Source organism: Elusimicrobiota bacterium, from assembly GCA_018816525.1.
Taxonomy (GTDB): domain Bacteria; phylum Elusimicrobiota; class Endomicrobiia; order CG1-02-37-114; family XYA2-FULL-39-19; genus OXYB2-FULL-48-7.
Genome location: JAHIVV010000047.1, coordinates 1 through 17,154 on the forward strand (window position 1 = coordinate 1; position 17,154 = coordinate 17,154).

Genomic DNA, 17,154 nt, shown 5'->3' on the forward strand with positions numbered 1-17,154 from the left:
CAGTGAAATTTATGAATAATACTTTGCCTCAAAATTCAAAAATATTGTTCTTGGGGGGAGAGCAGAGGGGTTATTATTGCAAAAGAAATTATTCAATAGCGCACCCTTTTGCGCCGAGCTTTTTTACTGAACTGCTTAATACATCGCCAGGCCATTATAAACCGTACGGAGTTCTAAAACAACAAGGTTACACGCATTTATTTTTGAATCTGCCCGAAGTAAACAGATTACAGGGCGGGCCGGCTTCCACATTAAACGAAAATGGGAAGAAAAATAGTACACGCTTAATTAAAGAATTTACAAAAACAATATACGCAAAGGGTGATATTTTTGTTTTTGAACTGAAATGATTTATTTAATAGCTTTTCTTTTTTCTCTTGCCTTGTCTTTAATACTTACACCTCTATCCAGAAAATTGGCAATTCTTTTATCTATTTACGACCATCCGATCAGCGAAGTAAAAACCCATAAAAAATCCACACCTTACCTTGGAGGACTGGCTATTGCTGCTGCTTTTTGGGGCGGCTTAACCGTAATCCGTTTATTTACACATCTTCCCACGGGAACTTTGCGCTCGCTTAGAGGGATATTTTTTGGAAGCTTCATTATTGTTGTCCTGGGATTATTTGATGATATCAAACATAAAGGATTAAAATTCCAATCAAAGTTTTTGATTCAAACCATATCCAGTATTTTGCTGATTGTTTACGGAATTCAAATGAAATTCATACAACTGGAGTGGTTTGCCGTCCTGGTTACCATAGTTTGGATAATAGGAATAACCAATGCTATGAATATTATAGATATCATGGACGGATTATCCGGCGGGATAGCCGTAATTGCCGCTTTAGGTTTCTTCCTGTTAAACTTCCTAATTGGCTTGCCTTCAGAAGAAGAAATATTTGTAAACTTTGCCAGTATTGCATTAGCCGGGGCCTGTTTAGGCTTCCTGCCTTATAATCTTAGCAAAAAGCACAAAATCTTCATGGGGGATACGGGAAGCCTTTTTATAGGTTTTATTCTTGCCGCAACTTCTCTCGGTACAAGATATACCGACATAAACTCATTAGGACTTTTTGCGCCTATATTAATCCTTGCAATACCTATTTATGATACTTTCCTGGTGATGTATTTTAGATGGAAAAAAGGGATAAACCCCTTTATGGGAAGTAAAGACCATTTTGCCCTAAGATTAGAGAAAAAGGGGCTCTCCAGGAAAACTATCCTTTTGTATACTTATACAGCAGGCATTATTTTGTCATTTATTTCATTCATCGTAACAATCGTAAATATATATTCCGCAATAATTGTATACTTGTTCACGATATTTGTTGCATTGGCGATAGCGAAAATACTATCCAAGGTTCATGTCGAATGAACCACTTAAACCCTTTCTGCATTCAATAAAATGAAAACCATAATAATCGGCGGCGGGATTTCAGGTTTAGCTGCAGCTTATCACTTAAAGAATGATTATATTATTTTTGAAAAGGAAAATACTGCCGGCGGTTTATGCAGGTCTATAAAAACCGGAGGTTTCACATTTGATTATTCAGGGCATTTTTTGCATCTTAGAAATGATTATTCTAAAAACCTTGTTTTTTCTCTTTTAGGAAAAAATATAAATTCAATTAGCCGCAATTCCTGCATTTATTCAAACAAAGCATTTACAAAGTATCCCTTTCAGGCAAACCTTTTCGGCCTTCCAGACAAGGTTGTCCAGGAATGCATATCCGGCTTGATTCAGGCAAAAAATACTTTAAAAAACCAGGGCCCGCTTAAGCGCAACATAACATTCCACGACTGGATCCTAAGAACCTTCGGAAAAGGTTTTGCAAAACATTTTTTCTTTCCTTACAACGAAAAATTATGGACCGTCAACACAAAAGCCCTCACTACTGACTGGATTGACATTTTTATTCCTCAGCCAAGCCTTAAAGAAGTTATCGACGGGGCGTATTCAGACCAGAAAAAGGCTTTTGGGTATAATGCATCCTTTTATTACCCTGAAAAAGGTGGAATTCAGTCATTGATTGATTCAATCAAATCAAAAACTCAAAACCTGCGTTTAAATTCTCCTGTTTCCAAAGTAGACGCAGAAAATAAATACGTAACATCAAACGGCCTGCAAATCAAATATGATAACCTGATTTCTACAATGCCTCTGCCGGAACTGCTTACTTCTATCGTAAACCTGCCGAAAGAAATTATTTCCGCCAAAAACAAACTCTTATGGACGTCCGTAGACTGTGTGAATATAGGGGTGAAACATAAGAATTTAAAGAAAGGAGTCCATTGGATTTATTTCCCGGAAAAGGAATTTGCTTTTTACCGCACGGGCTTCTATCACAATTTCACAAAAAAAGCAGTACCGGACAAATGCAGTTCCATGTACGTAGAAGTGTCTTACAAACCGGATAAAAAACCGAGCCGGGTTTCAATCATAAAAAAAGTCATATTGGGTTTAAGGCGCTCGGGAATAATTGACGATAAATGTACAATTCTTAAAACCCAGGTGCTTTCAATGCCTTATGCCTATGTCATCTATGATAAAAACCGCACTAAGGCGCTGGAAACAATAAATTCATTTCTAAAGAAAAAAAACATTTATTCCATAGGCCGTTACGGCGCCTGGAAATATTCTTATATTGAAGAATCGATCCTTGACGCTAAAGCAACCGCGGAACTAATTTTAAAAAATGAATAAAAAAATAAAAGTCGCTCACATTATTACTATGTTAGAATTGGGCGGCGCCCAAAACAACACATTGTACACTGTCCAAAACCTTGATAAGGACAAGTTTGACGTTGTTTTAATTTCCGGTGCCGGCGGAATTCTCGATCAAGAAACGGCGAAACTGGCTAATGTAAAAGTTATCTTTATTAAAAACTTACTAAGGCAAATTAACCCTTTTAATGATTTCTTTGCCTTAATGAGTTTGATTTCTATACTGAAGAAAGAAAAACCTGATATTGTTCATACTCATTCTTCAAAAGCAGGGATATTGGGAAGATTTGCCGCCAAAATTGCCGGAGTCCCTAAAATAGTTCACACCTTCCATGGATTTGGTTTTAATGATTTTCAGACTCCGTTAATAAGGAACATCTACATCTTTTCCGAAAAATTAACTTCATTAGTGTCTAATAAGCTAATATTTGTTTCTGAACAAAACATGAGTACAGCCGGCTTTTATAAAATCGGGAAGAAAACCGATTATTTACTGGTAAGAAGCGGAATTAAATTGTCAAACTACCGTAATATTAAAATAAATACCCTGGCTAAAAAGAGGGAATTGGGACTGCAGGAAAATTCCAAAATTATTACCACGATAGGCCCTTTTAAACCGCAAAAAAATTTAATTGACTTTATAAAAGTGGCAAAGAATGTTTCCGAAAAATTAACCGATGTTATTTTTTTAATTATTGGCGACGGGCAGCAAAGAAATATACTTGAAGAAGAGATCAGGAAACTGAAATTGACAGGCAAGGTGCTATTGCTCGGATGGAGAAACGATATAAACGAAATACTTGCTATAACAGATATTTTTTCAATGACATCTCTTTGGGAAGGGCTGCCCCGTTCAGCTGTTGAAGCCCTGGTAAGCGGAAAGCCCGTAATTGCTTATTCTATTGACGGAAATAATGATATAATTAAAAACGGATATAACGGTTTTTTAACAAAGCCGAAAGACATCGACGCACTTTCTGAAAATATTATCAAATTATTGAAAGACGAAAAACTCTTGAATAATTTGTCTCAAAACGCAAAGAATTCAATTGACGGAACTTTTGACATTGATTACATGGTAAAGCAGCAGGAAAACCTATATACAAACCTAATAAAGGAAAGATAAGCTATATTTGACAAAATTACATTATTTTGTTAAATTGAACAGACCAAATCGCAGGTAAATTAAATAAATTCGGAGAATATTGTGCAAAAAACATACAATATAACATTAATTCCGGGAGACGGTACAGGCCCCGAACTTTCTGAAACAGTTCAAAGAGTACTTGAAGCGACAGGCGTAAAAATAGAATGGGATGTTGTAATTGCCGGCCAAACAGCTCTTGAAAAATTCGGTACACCCTTACCGGATAATGTTTTAACGTCAATAAAGAAAAACAAAGTAGCCCTTAAAGGGCCGTTAACTACTCCGATAGGCACGGGTTTTCGTTCAGTAAACGTTGCACTACGGCAACTCTTAAACCTCTATGCTTGTGTCAGGCCCTGCAAATCTTATAAAGGCGTAAAATCCCGGTACGAAAACCTTGATATCGTGTTAGTCAGGGAAAACACCGAAGACTTATATGCAGGAATTGAGTTTGCGGCAGGAAGCCCGGAAGCAAAAGAAATAATCAAAATGTCCAAAGGAAAAGCAAGGGACGACAGCGCTATTTCTATTAAACCCATTTCCAGGACAGGTTCAGAACAAATATTAAGGTTCGCTTTTGATTATGCGGTAAAGAACAAACGCAAAAAAGTAACGGCTGTAGCAAAAGCAAATATTATGAAAATTACCGACGGGTTATTTTTTAACGTTGCAAAAGAAATAGCTAAAGAATACCCGTCGATTCAATACGACGAAAAATTAGTAGACAATATGTGCATGCAGTTAGTGCAAAAACCGGAAATTTACGACGTGCTTGCGCTGCCAAACCTTTACGGAGATATTTTGTCCGATTTATGTGCGGGGCTCGTAGGAGGGCTTGGCGTGGCTCCGGGAGCCAATTTTGGGCCGGGATTAGCTTTATTTGAAGCTGTCCACGGATCGGCGCCCAAATATACAGGGCTTAATAAAGTTAACCCGACAGCTTTGTTATTATCAGCAAAGCTAATGCTTGAATACATCGGAGAAGCCGAAAAAGCGGTCAAATTAGAAAAAGCTATTGTCGAAGTTATTGCTGATGGAAAACGGGTTACCTATGACATGGGGGGAAGCTCAACAACTTCTGATATGGGTAATGCAGTAATTGAAAAACTTAAATAATGACAGAAAGAACCTGCGTTATAATCAAACCGGACGGGCTTGGTAAAAAAAATGTCGGTAAAATCATAGACAGGCTAGAGTCAGAAGGTTTTAAATTATTAGCAATCAAAATGATTAAAGCGCAAAAAAACAAAATTGAAAAATTTTACGGAATTCACAGAAACAAGGATTACTTCCAGCCTTTAGTAGAATTTATTTGCTGCATGCCCATAATAGTAACTGTCTGGGAAGGGGAAAATGTAGTAAAGAATACAAGAAAAATTATTGGTTCGACGGATTCAAAAAAAGCTGAACCCGGTACTTTAAGGAATTTGTATGGCACGAATGAACGGCGTAACCTGGTTCATGCATCTGACTCGCTGGAAAATGCTCAAAAAGAAATATATCATTTTTTCAAAAAGGAAGAGATTTTAGAGTATAACGAAAATGACTGGAAATCCTGACTCCGGTAATAAAAACATTTTGGTTTTAAACTGCGGTTCTTCTTCCGTCAAATATATGTTATTTGACTTATCTCTTAGAAGACTTGCAAAGGGTAACGTAGAACGGATCGGCTCAGCTGAAGCATTTATAATAACTGATACGAAAGAAATGTGCAATATTCCGGATCATAAAACCGCTATCGAATTAGTCCTTGACAGGCTTTTCAAAAATGTAATCAAAGAAAAAGACGACATAATTGCCATAGGGCACAGAGTAGTTCATGGCGGTGAAAAAATGACTCAGCCTTCTGTTGTGAATGAAGAAGTTAAATTGGAAATAAAAAAATGTTTTAACCTGGCTCCTTTACATAACCCTCATAATTTAACAGGAATTCTCGCTATAGAGCAACTGCTTCCCGGGATACCAAATATAGCGGTTTTTGACACAGCTTTTTACAAATCTATTCCTGCTCATGCATACTTGTATGCCCTGCCTTACTATTTGTACAAAAAACACAGCATCCGCAGATATGGGTTTCATGGTATTTCCCATCAATTTGTTGCAGAAAAAACCGCTGAAATTCTAAAAAAACCTTTAAGCGAACTAAAAATAATTACCTGCCACTTAGGAAACGGTTGCAGTATAACAGCCACAAAAAATGGTACCCCAGTTGATACATCCATGGGTTTTACCCCGCTTGAAGGGCTTATCATGGGGACCCGTTGCGGGGATCTGGACCCATCTATAGTAACCTATATAGCTACCACCGAAGGAATGACCATGAATGATGTAAACAAACTAATGAACAGTCAAAGCGGGCTTTATGGGATATCGGGGATATCAAATGACATGCGCACTTTAATTGAAGAATCGGAAAAAAACAATGAAAGAGCCACAATTGCGATCGATATGTTCTGTTACCGAATAAAAAAATACATAGGCTCTTACAATGCTGTTCTTGACGGAGCGGATGCAATTGTTTTTACAGCGGGCATTGGAGAAAATTCGCCTATAATCAGGGAAAAATCCGTCGAAAATCTATCCAATCTCGGTATTGAAATTGATAAGGAATTAAACAAAAGCACAAAACAAGGAATAATATCAAATAAAAATTCTGCCATAAAAGTTTTAGTGTTGCCCACTAATGAAGAGTTAATGATTGCCAAACAGGTGTTGACACTGACTAAAAAGAAGTGAAGGAACCTTGTATAATCGACGTTATTTTAATATACTGTGCTGTTTGAAATGATAAATGAAAGTCAGCTTAGAAGAACTCAAAGACAAAAAAACAATTGAAGGAAATTATCAGGACAGTTCTTTGGCAGAAGGTTTGAATTATCGCATAGAGAAACCGATAGAAACTTATTTTCTGTTGAATCTTCTGGACAACAATGTTTCTTTTAATCTTAAAGCATCAGGCGAGCTATATTTTGAGTGTGACCGCTGTCTTGAAAAATTCATCCACCAATTGAAAATTGACGAACATTCTGTCTTCACTCTGGAAGAGTTCGGCGAAGAACTTGACATTACTGATGAATTAAGGCAAAATATTCGCCTATCTATACCTCTTAAGCTGCTCTGTAAGGAAAGTTGCCAGGGATTATGCCCGGAGTGTGGAAAAAATCTTAACTCCGGGAAATGCGGATGTAAAAAAGAATACTTTAACCCAAAATTTGAAAAATTAAAAAACTTGAAGTTCTAAATTTGAACTTCATCTCGGAGGAACGAAGATGCCATGCCCTAAACGAAGACATACCAGAATGCGCAGCAGAATGCGCGAAGCCGCAAACTGGAAAATATTTCCGCAAAATTCCAGTAATTGCCCGCAATGCGGCGGAAACAAACTCCCGCACAGAATCTGCCCCAGCTGCGGATTCTACAATAATGAGCTTATTGTAGCTAAAAAAGAAAAAAACAAACCAACGGAAGAAAAAACTAAAGAATGAACCGCAACAATATAACCATTGCGCTTGATGCAATGGGCGGTGATCACGGTATTCCGACAAATATTGAAGGCGCCGTGCTGGCTGCAAAAAAACTTGGTTTAAAAATTGTCCTTGCCGGAGATGAATTACTTATAGGTAAGGAATTAAGCAAATACAAGTACGACAAGACAAAAATAAGTATTCAACCGGCTACAGAAGTTATAACGATGGAGGATGCCCCTTCTGCAGTACTGCGTCAGAAGAAGGACTCTTCAATAGGAGTTGCGGTAAATCTAGTCGCAACCGGTAGCGCGCAGGCTGTTGTTTCAGCAGGTAACTCTGGGGCTGTTATGGCAGCTTCGCTTTTGTCACTGAAGCCCCTTCAGTATGTAACCCGGCCTGCAATTACAACAGTGTTTCCTACTCTAAGAGGAGTCTGTGTAGTGCTTGATGTAGGCGCTAATGTCAACTGTAAACCTAAAAATCTTTTACAATTTGCAATAATGGGCAATATTTACGTAAAAGAGATCTTTGGCATAGCTTCTCCCAGAATCGGGTTGATTTCAATCGGAGAAGAAAAAACGAAAGGTAATGAACTTACTCTTGGAGCCTATGACTTATTGGAAACAAGCAATCTTAATTTTATAGGTAATATAGAAGGCAGGGATATACCTCAGGGAAATGTTGACGTAGCTGTTTGCGACGGTTTTGTAGGCAATGTAATATTAAAATTGAGCGAAGGTATCGCAGATATGTTATTTAAACTTATAAAGTCCGAAATAAAAAAACATCCCTTTGCCATCGCAGCACTCCCTTTTCTCTGGGGCGCACTAAAAGATTTGAGAAAAAGCGTGGATTATACGGAATATGGCGGCGCGCCCCTCTTAGGAATAAACGGGACCTGTATTATCTGCCACGGCGGTTCAAATTCGAAAGCAATCATGAACGCTCTAAAATATGCAGGTGAAGTCGTAGAAAAAGATATTAATTCAAAAATATCCAAAGAAATGGAGAAATTTCAAGGTTAACTTTATGGACAAAAGAAAAGGCATCAAAATAATAGGAACAGGCTCATTCATACCGGAAAAAATAATTACCAACGCAGACCTTGAAAAAATGGTGGACACAACGGATGAATGGATAACCCAGAGAACAGGCATAAAGGAAAGGCATATAGTTGAACCGGGTGTACCTACCTCGGATATAGCTGTTGAAGCAAGCAAAAAAGCTATTAAAGATGCGGGAATAGACCCTCAGGAAGTAGACCTTATCATAGTCGCTACCGCGACCCCTGATATGTTTTTTCCTTCAACTGCGTGTGTGGTACAGAAAAAATTAGGAATTAAAAGCAATCCTGTGAGCTTTGACATATTTGCAGCTTGCAGTGGATTTCTATATGCTTTGGGTATTGCAAAAAATATGCTTGAATGCGGCCAATATAAAACAGCTCTTGTCATAGGAGCAGAAACACTTTCAAAAGTTACAAATTGGAAAGACCGCGGCACCTGCATTTTATTCGGTGACGGGGCAGGGGCTATGCTGATTAGAGCAACTGATGAAGAAACGAATATCCTTTCAATAACATTAGGCGCAAACGGCTCCTATACCGATATTTTAGAAATACCTGCAGGAGGATCCAGGTACCCGGCTACCCTGGAAACTATTGAACAAGGCCTGCATTATATAAGGATGGACGGCAAAGAAGTATTTAAACATGCCGTCATTAGCATGTTAAAAGCAACAAATAAGGCGCTCGATATGTGCAATAAAAAAATTGAAGACATTGCTCTTCTAATACCTCATCAGGCTAATATGCGCATTATTGAAGCTCTTGGCGAAAGATTGAAACTTCCGAGAGAAAAAATATTCGTAAATCTCCATAAGTACGGTAATTTGTCTGCGGCAACTACGATTGTTGCTCTTGATGAAGCCAGGAAACAGGGGTTGGTAAAAGAAGGAGACTTAGTAGAACTTGTTGCATTTGGCTCAGGTTTAACCTGGGGAGCAGGCGTAGTAAGGCTATAAGGACCCTATATTAAGGAAGAACGATGAGAAAATCAGCATTTATTTTCCCGGGGCAGGGTGCGCAATCAGTCGGGATGGGAAAAAACATTTATGATTCTTTTCCTGAAGCAAGGGATATTTTTGATAAATCAAACGATATTTTAGGTTATGATATTAAAAAAATAATTTTCGAAGGCCCTGAAGAAAAACTGAAGGAGACAATTATTACACAACCTGCAGTATTTCTGACATCCGTCATCTGCTACGAAGCCTTTATCAAATCTTATCCATCAGCTGTTACTGATTGTATCTATGTCGCAGGACATAGTTTGGGAGAATATTCTGCGCTCTACGCGGCAAAAGTTTTTGATTTAACTACAGGCCTCAGCCTGGTTAAAAAAAGAGCTGAATTTATTCAACAAGCCTGCCAAAACAGCCAGGGAACCATGGCTGCTGTTATCGGCGTTGATGAAACAAAACTTGCCGAACTCTGTAAAGAAGCATCCAATTCCCAGTATTTTGTCCAAATGGCAAATTTTAACACTTCAAATCAAATAGTAGTATCAGGAAATAAGGAAGCAATATTAAAGCTTACAGAATTAATTAATACTCCAGCAGGGGGCAATGCGTCAATAAAGGTCATTGGGTTAAATGTAAGCGGCGCTTTCCATTCCTCTTTGATGAAGGATGCGGCTGTTTCAATGAAATATGAACTTGATAAAGTTACGTTAAACGACCCGACAATTCCTGTGGTTGCAAATTATGACGCTGAAATTACAAAATCAGCAGCTGAAATAAAAACAAAACTTGTTAAACAAATAGATAACCCTGTTTTGTGGCTTAAATCCATTGAAAAAATGACCGCTTCCGGAGCAGATACATTTATTGAAATAGGGCCCGGAAAAACATTGTCCGGCATGGTAAAAAAAATAAACAGATCAATAAAAACCTTAAATATTGAGGATAAAGCAAACCTCGATAAAACTATTTCAGAATTGGCACAATAAGGAATGAAAGAGGAATATACACCCCGTATGCTTCTTAGCGCATGGAACGGGGTGTGAGGGAGGAAACATGTGTGAAAAAAAATTATCAGGCAAAGTTGCATTAATAACAGGCTCGGCGCAAGGAATAGGGAAAGCAATAGCGATTGCACTGGCCGCGCGGGGAGCTGACGTAGTTATATCAGACATCGATGAGACTCTTACTAAAACTACCTCCGAAGAAATCTCCAAAACTTACGGCGTTAGAACACTGGCTGCAAAAGCAGATGTCTCTAATTCTACCGATGTAGAAAATTTAATAAAATTAACTATTGACAAATTTTCAAAAATTGATATATTAGTAAACAATGCAGGCATCACGCGTGACAACCTTATCATAAGAATGTCGGAACAAGAATGGGACAGCGTGATAAATATAAACCTCAAAGGCGTATTTAACTGCACTAAGTCCGTTAGCAAAGTAATGATGAAACAAAGAAACGGAAAGATCGTGAACATCGCTTCAGTAGTAGGCTTGATGGGAAATGCCGGACAAATTAATTATTCTGCTTCAAAAGGCGGGGTAATAGCGATGACGAAAACCTGCGCCAGAGAACTCGCTTCAAGAAATATAAATGTGAACGCTGTTGCTCCGGGATTTATCAAAACCAGAATGACGGAAGCTCTTTCAGAAGAACAAAGAAAGAAACTTACAGATATTATTCCGTTATCAAGGCTTGGTGAACCGGAAGATGTTGCAAAAGCCGTCGTGTTTTTATGCAACGACGATTCAAACTACATAACGGGCCACATAATTTCGGTTAACGGCGGAATGTACATGTAGAAACTACATGTAAAAACCAGCGTAAACTACGCTAGGGGAAAAAGAAATAGGGGGAAAAAGAAATGTCAGTTGAACTTGAAGCAAAAGTGAAGGAAATCATCGTAGAAAGGCTTGGAGTGGACCCTCAGGAAGTTACGACAAACGCGCACTTCGTTAACGATTTAGGAGCGGACTCACTTGACACAGTCGAGTTAGTCATGGCTTTCGAAGAGCAGTTCGGTTTGGAAATTCCGGACGATGAAGCTGAAAAAATTCAGACCGTCGGCCAGGCTATTGAATACATTAAATCACACCAAAAAAAATAAATAGTCGTGATGGGAATAAAATGAAAAAACGTGTTGTAATAACTGGTTTAGGGGTTGTGTCTCCTATTGGTATTGGCATAAAAGAAGTCACTACAGCCTTAATGGAAGGCAAGTCCGGCGCCAATACTCTCACAAAGTTCGACACTAACGGCTTTACCACACAATTTGCCTGTGAAGTAAAGAATTTTGTGGCAGAGAATTATTTTGACAAAAAGAAAGCAAGAAGAATGGATATGTTCGTTCAATTTGCAGTTGCTGCCGCAAAAATGGCCGTCGAAGATTCAAAACTTGATGTATCAAAAGAAAACCCTGATAGAATTGGGGTCATAATAGGGTCAGGCATAGGCGGTTTGAGCACTATTGAAGCAGAGGTTAAGGTATTATCGGAAAAAGGGCCAAGAAGGGTCAGCCCTTTCCTTATCCCGATGCAGATAATAAATATGGCCTCAGGCGAGATTGCTATAGAGCAGGGATTTACCGGCCCAAATTACGGCGTAGTAAGCGCCTGTGCAAGCGCAAACAATGCCATGGGAGATGCTTTAAGGCTGATCAGGTACGGTGATGCGGATGTAATAATCACCGGCGGCACCGAATCGGCGATTACTCAACTAGGCCTGGCGGGGTTTTGCAGCGCGAGGGCTCTTTCTCAAAGAAACGACGATCCAACAAAAGCCTCAAGGCCCTTTGATAAAAACAGAGATGGTTTTGTCATGGGTGAAGGCTCAGGTATGATCGTTCTTGAAACATTGGAACATGCTCAGGCACGCGGTGCAAAAATTTACGCTGAATTTATCGGGTACGGAGCTACTGACGATGCATTTCACATGACAGCCCCGCATCCGGATGCAAAATTTGCTATTAAAGCTATGCAGAGGGCCATCGAAGACAGCGGAATTTCGCCAGATGACATTGATTACATAAACGCACATGGCACTTCAACTGATTTGAATGATAAAATTGAAACCATGGCTATAAAAAATGTTTTTGGTGAAAGGGCATACAAAATACCGATTTCTTCCACAAAATCAATGACCGGCCATTTACTAGGAGCTGCCGGCGCTATGGAGCTCATTGCAATACTCATTTGCATGGAAAATGGGTTTATTCACCCGACAATAAATTACGAAACACCTGACCCCGAATGTGACCTTGATTACGTGCCGAACACACTAAGAAAAGCTCAGATAAATTGTGCTTTGTCGAATTCTCTAGGTTTCGGCGGACACAATGCAGTGATTATTGTAAAGCGCTTTAAATAGATAGTTTAAGTAAAATGACAAAACTTGAAAATTTAATTGGGATAGAGTTTCAAAACAAGAAACTCCTTGATGAAGCAATAACACATAAATCTTATGCAATAGAAACAAATAAGGATTATTGGAATGAAAGGCTTGAGTTTTTAGGCGACAGTGTTTTATCGTGTGTAATAGCTGATTACCTTTTCACTATATATCCGGGTTCCGCAGAAGGACATCTCTCAAGAATCAAATCACAATTTGTTTCCCGGCAAATGCTTACTATGTGGGCAAAAGAGCTGAATCTCGGCGAATTTATCCTGCTTAGCAAGGGAGAAGAAACGACGGGCGGCAGGGAACGGGAAAGTATTCTTTCAAATGCACTGGAATCTCTGTTAGGAGCTATTTATCTTGAAAAAGGCTTCAAAACTGCAAAAAAGTTTATAACTGCATACTTTTCTGAGAAAAAGCTTACTGCTGATTTTGATTTAAAATCAAAACTTCAGGAAATAATTCAGGCAAAATACAAGATTCTACCTGTCTATACAGTCATTAAAGAATCAGGGCCGGAACATGAAAAATGTTTTGAGATAGAAGTAAGCGTAAAAAAGAAAGTTCTGGGAATGGGTAAAGGGAAAAGTAAAAAGGAAGCTGAGCAGCAGGCAGCAAAACAGGCATTGAGTTTTCTTTCAAATCGGAGGGCATGCTAATGGATTATTTTTTAAGTGAAGAACAGCAAATGATGGTTGACCTGGCAAAGAAATTCGCGATCGAGAAAATAAAACCTGTCCGCGAAGAATACGATGAGAAAGAAGAATTTCCCTGGCAGGTAATTCAAGAATTTGCAAAAACAGACCTGGCTGGAGTATATATACCTCAGGAATACGGCGGAATGGGCCTGGGAGTTTTTGACCTTTGCATTATTGTAGAAGAATTATCAAAAGTAGACGGCTCCATATCACTTTCTTTGGCAGCAACAGCTTTGGGAACATTTCCAATATTACTGTTTGGAAATGAAGCGCAGAAGAAAAAATATCTCCCAGGAATTGCTACCGGTAAAAAACTTGCAGCGTTCGGTATCACTGAACCCAACGCAGGAAGCGATGCAGGAGCTATTACAACTTCAGCGAAAAAAGAAGGCGACCATTACATATTAAACGGCACAAAATGTTTTATTACAAACGCCGGGGAAGCTGAAGTATACACTGTCATAGCTATGACAGATAAATCAAAAGGCCCGCGCGGTGCAAGCTGTTTTATCGTTGAAAAAGGAACTGAAGGATTTACCTTTGGTAAAAAAGAGAAAAAAATGGGGATTCGTTCTTCAGCAACCAGAGAACTTATTTTCAATAATTGCAAAATTCCAAAGGAAAATCTTCTTGCAAAAGAAGGGATGGGCTTTATAGTTGCGATGAAAACATTCGATGCTTCCCGTCCGGGTGTAGCCGCACAGGCCCTTGGTATTGCCGCCGGCGCTCTTGACGATGCAGTAGAATATGCTCGTCAAAGAGTTCAGTTTGGGCATCCTATATCATCATTCCAGGCTATCCAGCACATGCTCGCTGATATGGCTACAGAGGTTGAAGCGGCAAGAGCTTTATTATACGCAACAGCAAGGCAGTACGATAAAGACCCCAGCGCCAGGAACACAAAATCAAGCGCAATGGCAAAACTATATGCAAGCGAAGTTGCAATGAAAACTACCACCAATGCAGTGCAAATACTCGGTGGTTACGGATACATGAGAGAATACCCGATGGAAAAAAGAATGCGTGATGCAAAAATCACCCAGATTTACGAAGGAACCAGCCAGATACAAAGAAATGAAATTGCTTTTGCATTGATTAAAGAGTCTGCCAGAAAGTAAGGGACGAAATATGAATTTTATAGTTTGTATTAAACAAGTGCCAGCAACAACGAATGTCCAGATTAATAATGATACCGGAACCTTAAAAAGAGAGGGCGTAGAATCAATAATTAATCCGTTTGACGAATATGCTATCGAAGAAGCTGTACGTTTGAAAGAACGTACCGGAGGAAAAGTTACATTAATTACAATGGGCCCTCCCCAGGCAGAAACAGCATTGAGAGAAGCTCTCTCCAGAGGCTGCGACGAAGCAATTCTTGTTTCTGACAGGGCTTTCGCAGGGGCTGACACACTGGCTACTTCTTATACACTAGCCCAAACGATAAAAAAAATTGGTGAATATGACCTGATTCTGTGCGGTAAACAGGCTTCTGACGGCGATACAGCACAGGTAGGTCCTGGAATAGCCGAAAAATTAAATATCCCGCATGTTGCTTATGTAGGAAAAGTTGAAGATATAAAACAGGGCAGCGCAAAAGTCCTAAGAATGATGGAAGACGGCTATGACGAGTTTGAGATAACCCTTCCAGCATTGATTACTGTCATTAAAGAAATAAATACACCCAGGCTGCCTTCGCTTAAAGGCATGATGTTTTCGAAAAAAGCGGTAATAAAAAGATGGACCGCAATAGACGTGGAAGCAGATACAAACAGGATAGGTTTATCCGGCTCTCCGACACAAGTTATGAAGATTTTCTATCCGCCTGCCAGGCAGGGCGGTGAAAAGCTCCACGGCGAACCTCAGGAACAAGCGCAACAGTTAGTCTCAAAATTAAAAGAAATGAAAGTGATCTAAAAATATGCCGACTAAAATAGAAATTTTTGCTGAAAAGTGTACCGGATGCAGTTTATGCGTGAAAAGCTGCCCCTTTAGTGCCATCACTTTAATTGAACGCCCTGACCACCCAAAGAAACAAAAACTTGCGGTAATTGATTTGTCAAAATGCAATTATTGCGGGGCCTGCGTTGAAGCTTGTAAAAGGTTTAGCGCAATTGTTATCACTAAAGAAGAAAGAGGCCCTAAAACTGCCGATTTTGATACCTATAGAAATGTCTGGATATACGCTGAACAAAGACATGGGGAAATTTCTCCCGTTGCTTACGAACTATTAAACGAAGGCAGAGTTCTAGCAAATAAATTAAATACGCAACTTTGCGCTGTCCTTATCGGGAATAAAATTGAACATCATGCAAACGATATCATTTTACACGGTGCAGATAAAGTATACGTGATAGATGACCCTCTATTTTCCGAATTCCGTGATGACCCTTACGCTGAAGTTTTAGCTCACCTCATAAAAGATGAAAAACCTGAAATAGTTATCATGGGCGCAACCAATATCGGGCGTTCTTTTGCGTCCCGCGTTGCGGCAAAAATAGACACGGGATTGACTGCTGACTGTACAGCTTTAGATGTAGAAATATCATCTAGAAATCTTCACCAGACCCGGCCTGCATTCGGCGGCAATATAATGGCTACAATTCTCACGCCAAGGCACAGGCCTCAAATGGCAACCGTCAGGCATAAAGTTTTCAAACGCGCGCAAAAGGATTCCACAAGAAAAGGTGAGATAGTTAAAAAAAGACATGATTTAACGAAATTAAATCCTGCAGGTTTGACTTTCTATGAAAGAGTAAAATTCCTGCGGTTTGTAGCAGACACAACGGCAAAAGTTAATCTTAGCGAAGCGGATATAATTTGTTCCGGAGGCAGGGGGTTGGGAAAACCTGAAGGGTTCCGGCTTATTGAAGAATTTGCTGAAACTATAGGCGGAGCTGTTGGCTCATCCAGAGCGGCCGTTGATGCCGGCTGGATCCCTTATTCTCACCAGGTGGGCCAGACAGGCAGGACTGTAGCGCCAAAAATATATTTCGCCTGCGGTATTTCAGGGCAGATTCAACACCTGGTAGGAATGGGATCTTCAGAAATCATTGTCGCAATAAACAAAGACCCTGAAGCTCCTATGATGAAAATTGCCACATTTGCCCTTGAGGGCGACCTTTACGATATAATCCCCTGGATAATTAAAGAAATCAAAAAATCCCGCGGCGAATAATCTCAAAAATATAATGAAAATAGTCATTGTCGGCCCCGGCGCCATGGGTTGTTTATTTGCAGGGTTACTTTCAAAAAATCCGAAAAATGAAGTCTGGCTGCTGGATAAAAACCCGGAAAGAACAGCTGTTATTAAAAAAAACGGAATAAAAATATCCGGTTTAACAAAGAAGAATACAAAAACCAAAATAACAATAAACCCAAATGAAATAGGAACCGCAAATTTCATTCTGATTTTCGTGAAATCCTATGATACTGAATCCGCTATAAAATCCGTCTTGCCCTGCATAAATAAAGAAACAATCATTCTTTCTCTCCAAAATGGCCTTGGTAATATTGAAATAATCAGGAAATATTCAGTCAATAATGTTTTTGCGGGAATTACTTCCATCGGTGCAACTCTTGTCGGATTGGGGAAAGTTAAACATGCCGGGAAAGGAGCGACGATAATCGGAAAAAACATCAGGGCTAAAGAAATTGCAAAAACATTCAATAAAACCGGAATTGTTATAAAAATCAAC

Annotated in this window: 20 protein-coding genes; all 20 read left to right on the forward strand. The window is 39.3% G+C overall.

Annotated features, from left to right (window positions below):
• Window positions 1-350, forward strand: a 350-nt coding sequence (locus KKH91_04500; GenBank protein MBU0952068.1) for a hypothetical protein, incomplete at its 5' end; no start/stop codon positions are given.
• The gene (locus tag KKH91_04505; protein ID MBU0952069.1) at window positions 347-1,378 is read left to right on the forward strand and encodes an undecaprenyl/decaprenyl-phosphate alpha-N-acetylglucosaminyl 1-phosphate transferase; all 1,032 of its coding nucleotides are present in this window, start codon (window positions 347-349) and stop codon (window positions 1,376-1,378) included. The genes KKH91_04500 and KKH91_04505, both read left to right, overlap by 4 nt.
• A gap of 30 nt (window positions 1,379-1,408) precedes the next feature.
• Window positions 1,409-2,707, forward strand: coding sequence for an FAD-dependent oxidoreductase (locus KKH91_04510; protein ID MBU0952070.1), 1,299 nt, complete (start codon window positions 1,409-1,411; stop codon window positions 2,705-2,707).
• Window positions 2,700-3,854 carry a glycosyltransferase family 4 protein gene (locus tag KKH91_04515; protein ID MBU0952071.1) on the forward strand — a complete coding sequence of 385 codons (1,155 nt, stop codon included), beginning with the start codon at window positions 2,700-2,702 and terminating at the stop codon, window positions 3,852-3,854. The genes KKH91_04510 and KKH91_04515 overlap by 8 nt, the downstream gene beginning before the upstream one ends.
• An 81-nt stretch (window positions 3,855-3,935) precedes the next feature.
• Window positions 3,936-4,991, forward strand: a complete 1,056-nt coding sequence (locus KKH91_04520; GenBank protein ID MBU0952072.1) for an isocitrate/isopropylmalate dehydrogenase family protein — start codon at window positions 3,936-3,938, stop codon at window positions 4,989-4,991.
• Window positions 4,991-5,434 carry a nucleoside-diphosphate kinase gene (ndk, locus tag KKH91_04525; GenBank protein ID MBU0952073.1) on the forward strand — a complete coding sequence of 148 codons (444 nt, stop codon included), beginning with the start codon at window positions 4,991-4,993 and terminating at the stop codon, window positions 5,432-5,434. Before KKH91_04520 ends, ndk begins: the two co-directional genes overlap by 1 nt.
• A complete protein-coding gene (locus KKH91_04530; GenBank protein ID MBU0952074.1) occupies window positions 5,418-6,611 on the forward strand; it encodes an acetate kinase in 1,194 nt (397 codons plus the stop codon). Before ndk ends, KKH91_04530 begins: the two co-directional genes overlap by 17 nt.
• A 55-nt stretch (window positions 6,612-6,666) precedes the next feature.
• On the forward strand, window positions 6,667-7,116 hold the full coding sequence (locus KKH91_04535) for a DUF177 domain-containing protein (protein ID MBU0952075.1): 450 nt from the start codon (window positions 6,667-6,669) through the stop codon (window positions 7,114-7,116).
• Window positions 7,117-7,144: 28 nt separating this feature from the next.
• Complete coding sequence (gene rpmF, locus KKH91_04540) at window positions 7,145-7,360, forward strand: 50S ribosomal protein L32 (GenBank protein ID MBU0952076.1); 216 nt, start codon at window positions 7,145-7,147, stop codon at window positions 7,358-7,360.
• An 11-nt stretch (window positions 7,361-7,371) separates the two neighbouring features.
• Window positions 7,372-8,367, forward strand: a complete 996-nt coding sequence (plsX, locus tag KKH91_04545; GenBank protein MBU0952077.1) for a phosphate acyltransferase PlsX — start codon at window positions 7,372-7,374, stop codon at window positions 8,365-8,367.
• A gap of 4 nt (window positions 8,368-8,371) precedes the next feature.
• On the forward strand, window positions 8,372-9,364 hold the full coding sequence (locus tag KKH91_04550; GenBank protein MBU0952078.1) for a ketoacyl-ACP synthase III: 993 nt from the start codon (window positions 8,372-8,374) through the stop codon (window positions 9,362-9,364).
• Between the two features lie 23 nt (window positions 9,365-9,387).
• Window positions 9,388-10,350, forward strand: a complete 963-nt coding sequence (fabD, locus tag KKH91_04555; GenBank protein MBU0952079.1) for an ACP S-malonyltransferase — start codon at window positions 9,388-9,390, stop codon at window positions 10,348-10,350.
• Between the two features lie 67 nt (window positions 10,351-10,417).
• Entirely contained in the window at window positions 10,418-11,170 is a 753-nt protein-coding gene (gene fabG / locus KKH91_04560; GenBank protein ID MBU0952080.1) for a 3-oxoacyl-[acyl-carrier-protein] reductase, read from the forward strand.
• A gap of 62 nt (window positions 11,171-11,232) precedes the next feature.
• Entirely contained in the window at window positions 11,233-11,475 is a 243-nt protein-coding gene (locus tag KKH91_04565; GenBank protein ID MBU0952081.1) for an acyl carrier protein, read from the forward strand.
• Window positions 11,476-11,495: 20 nt separating this feature from the next.
• Window positions 11,496-12,734, forward strand: a complete 1,239-nt coding sequence (gene fabF / locus KKH91_04570) for a beta-ketoacyl-ACP synthase II (protein ID MBU0952082.1) — start codon at window positions 11,496-11,498, stop codon at window positions 12,732-12,734.
• Between the two features lie 14 nt (window positions 12,735-12,748).
• Window positions 12,749-13,420, forward strand: coding sequence for a ribonuclease III (gene rnc / locus KKH91_04575; protein MBU0952083.1), 672 nt, complete (start codon window positions 12,749-12,751; stop codon window positions 13,418-13,420).
• A complete protein-coding gene (locus KKH91_04580) occupies window positions 13,420-14,577 on the forward strand; it encodes an acyl-CoA dehydrogenase family protein (protein MBU0952084.1) in 1,158 nt (385 codons plus the stop codon). The genes rnc and KKH91_04580 overlap by 1 nt, the downstream gene beginning before the upstream one ends.
• Before the next feature lie 10 nt (window positions 14,578-14,587).
• The gene (locus KKH91_04585; GenBank protein ID MBU0952085.1) at window positions 14,588-15,373 is read left to right on the forward strand and encodes an electron transfer flavoprotein subunit beta/FixA family protein; all 786 of its coding nucleotides are present in this window, start codon (window positions 14,588-14,590) and stop codon (window positions 15,371-15,373) included.
• A 4-nt stretch (window positions 15,374-15,377) separates the two neighbouring features.
• Complete coding sequence (locus KKH91_04590; protein ID MBU0952086.1) at window positions 15,378-16,634, forward strand: electron transfer flavoprotein subunit alpha; 1,257 nt, start codon at window positions 15,378-15,380, stop codon at window positions 16,632-16,634.
• 13 nt (window positions 16,635-16,647) lie between these two features.
• Window positions 16,648-17,154: NAD(P)-binding domain-containing protein (locus tag KKH91_04595; protein ID MBU0952087.1), on the forward strand; the 507-nt coding region annotated here is incomplete at its 3' end.

Bases quoted from the DNA above. Each gene is read 5' to 3' on its own strand.
- fabF (MBU0952082.1), top strand. From the start codon at position 11,496: ATGAAAAAACGTGTTGTAATAACTGGTTTAGGGGTTGTGTCTCCTATT.
- KKH91_04590 (MBU0952086.1), top strand. From the start codon at position 15,378: ATGCCGACTAAAATAGAAATTTTTGCTGAAAAGTGTACCGGATGCAGT.
- KKH91_04550 (MBU0952078.1), top strand. From the start codon at position 8,372: ATGGACAAAAGAAAAGGCATCAAAATAATAGGAACAGGCTCATTCATA.
- KKH91_04510 (MBU0952070.1), top strand. From the start codon at position 1,409: ATGAAAACCATAATAATCGGCGGCGGGATTTCAGGTTTAGCTGCAGCT.
- KKH91_04515 (MBU0952071.1), top strand. From the start codon at position 2,700: ATGAATAAAAAAATAAAAGTCGCTCACATTATTACTATGTTAGAATTG.
- rpmF (MBU0952076.1), top strand. From the start codon at position 7,145: ATGCCATGCCCTAAACGAAGACATACCAGAATGCGCAGCAGAATGCGC.
- KKH91_04535 (MBU0952075.1), top strand. From the start codon at position 6,667: ATGAAAGTCAGCTTAGAAGAACTCAAAGACAAAAAAACAATTGAAGGA.
- KKH91_04585 (MBU0952085.1), top strand. From the start codon at position 14,588: ATGAATTTTATAGTTTGTATTAAACAAGTGCCAGCAACAACGAATGTC.
- ndk (MBU0952073.1), top strand. From the start codon at position 4,991: ATGACAGAAAGAACCTGCGTTATAATCAAACCGGACGGGCTTGGTAAA.
- KKH91_04530 (MBU0952074.1), top strand. From the start codon at position 5,418: ATGACTGGAAATCCTGACTCCGGTAATAAAAACATTTTGGTTTTAAAC.
- fabD (MBU0952079.1), top strand. From the start codon at position 9,388: ATGAGAAAATCAGCATTTATTTTCCCGGGGCAGGGTGCGCAATCAGTC.
- KKH91_04565 (MBU0952081.1), top strand. From the start codon at position 11,233: ATGTCAGTTGAACTTGAAGCAAAAGTGAAGGAAATCATCGTAGAAAGG.
- KKH91_04580 (MBU0952084.1), top strand. From the start codon at position 13,420: ATGGATTATTTTTTAAGTGAAGAACAGCAAATGATGGTTGACCTGGCA.
- rnc (MBU0952083.1), top strand. From the start codon at position 12,749: ATGACAAAACTTGAAAATTTAATTGGGATAGAGTTTCAAAACAAGAAA.
- fabG (MBU0952080.1), top strand. From the start codon at position 10,418: ATGTGTGAAAAAAAATTATCAGGCAAAGTTGCATTAATAACAGGCTCG.
- KKH91_04505 (MBU0952069.1), top strand. From the start codon at position 347: ATGATTTATTTAATAGCTTTTCTTTTTTCTCTTGCCTTGTCTTTAATA.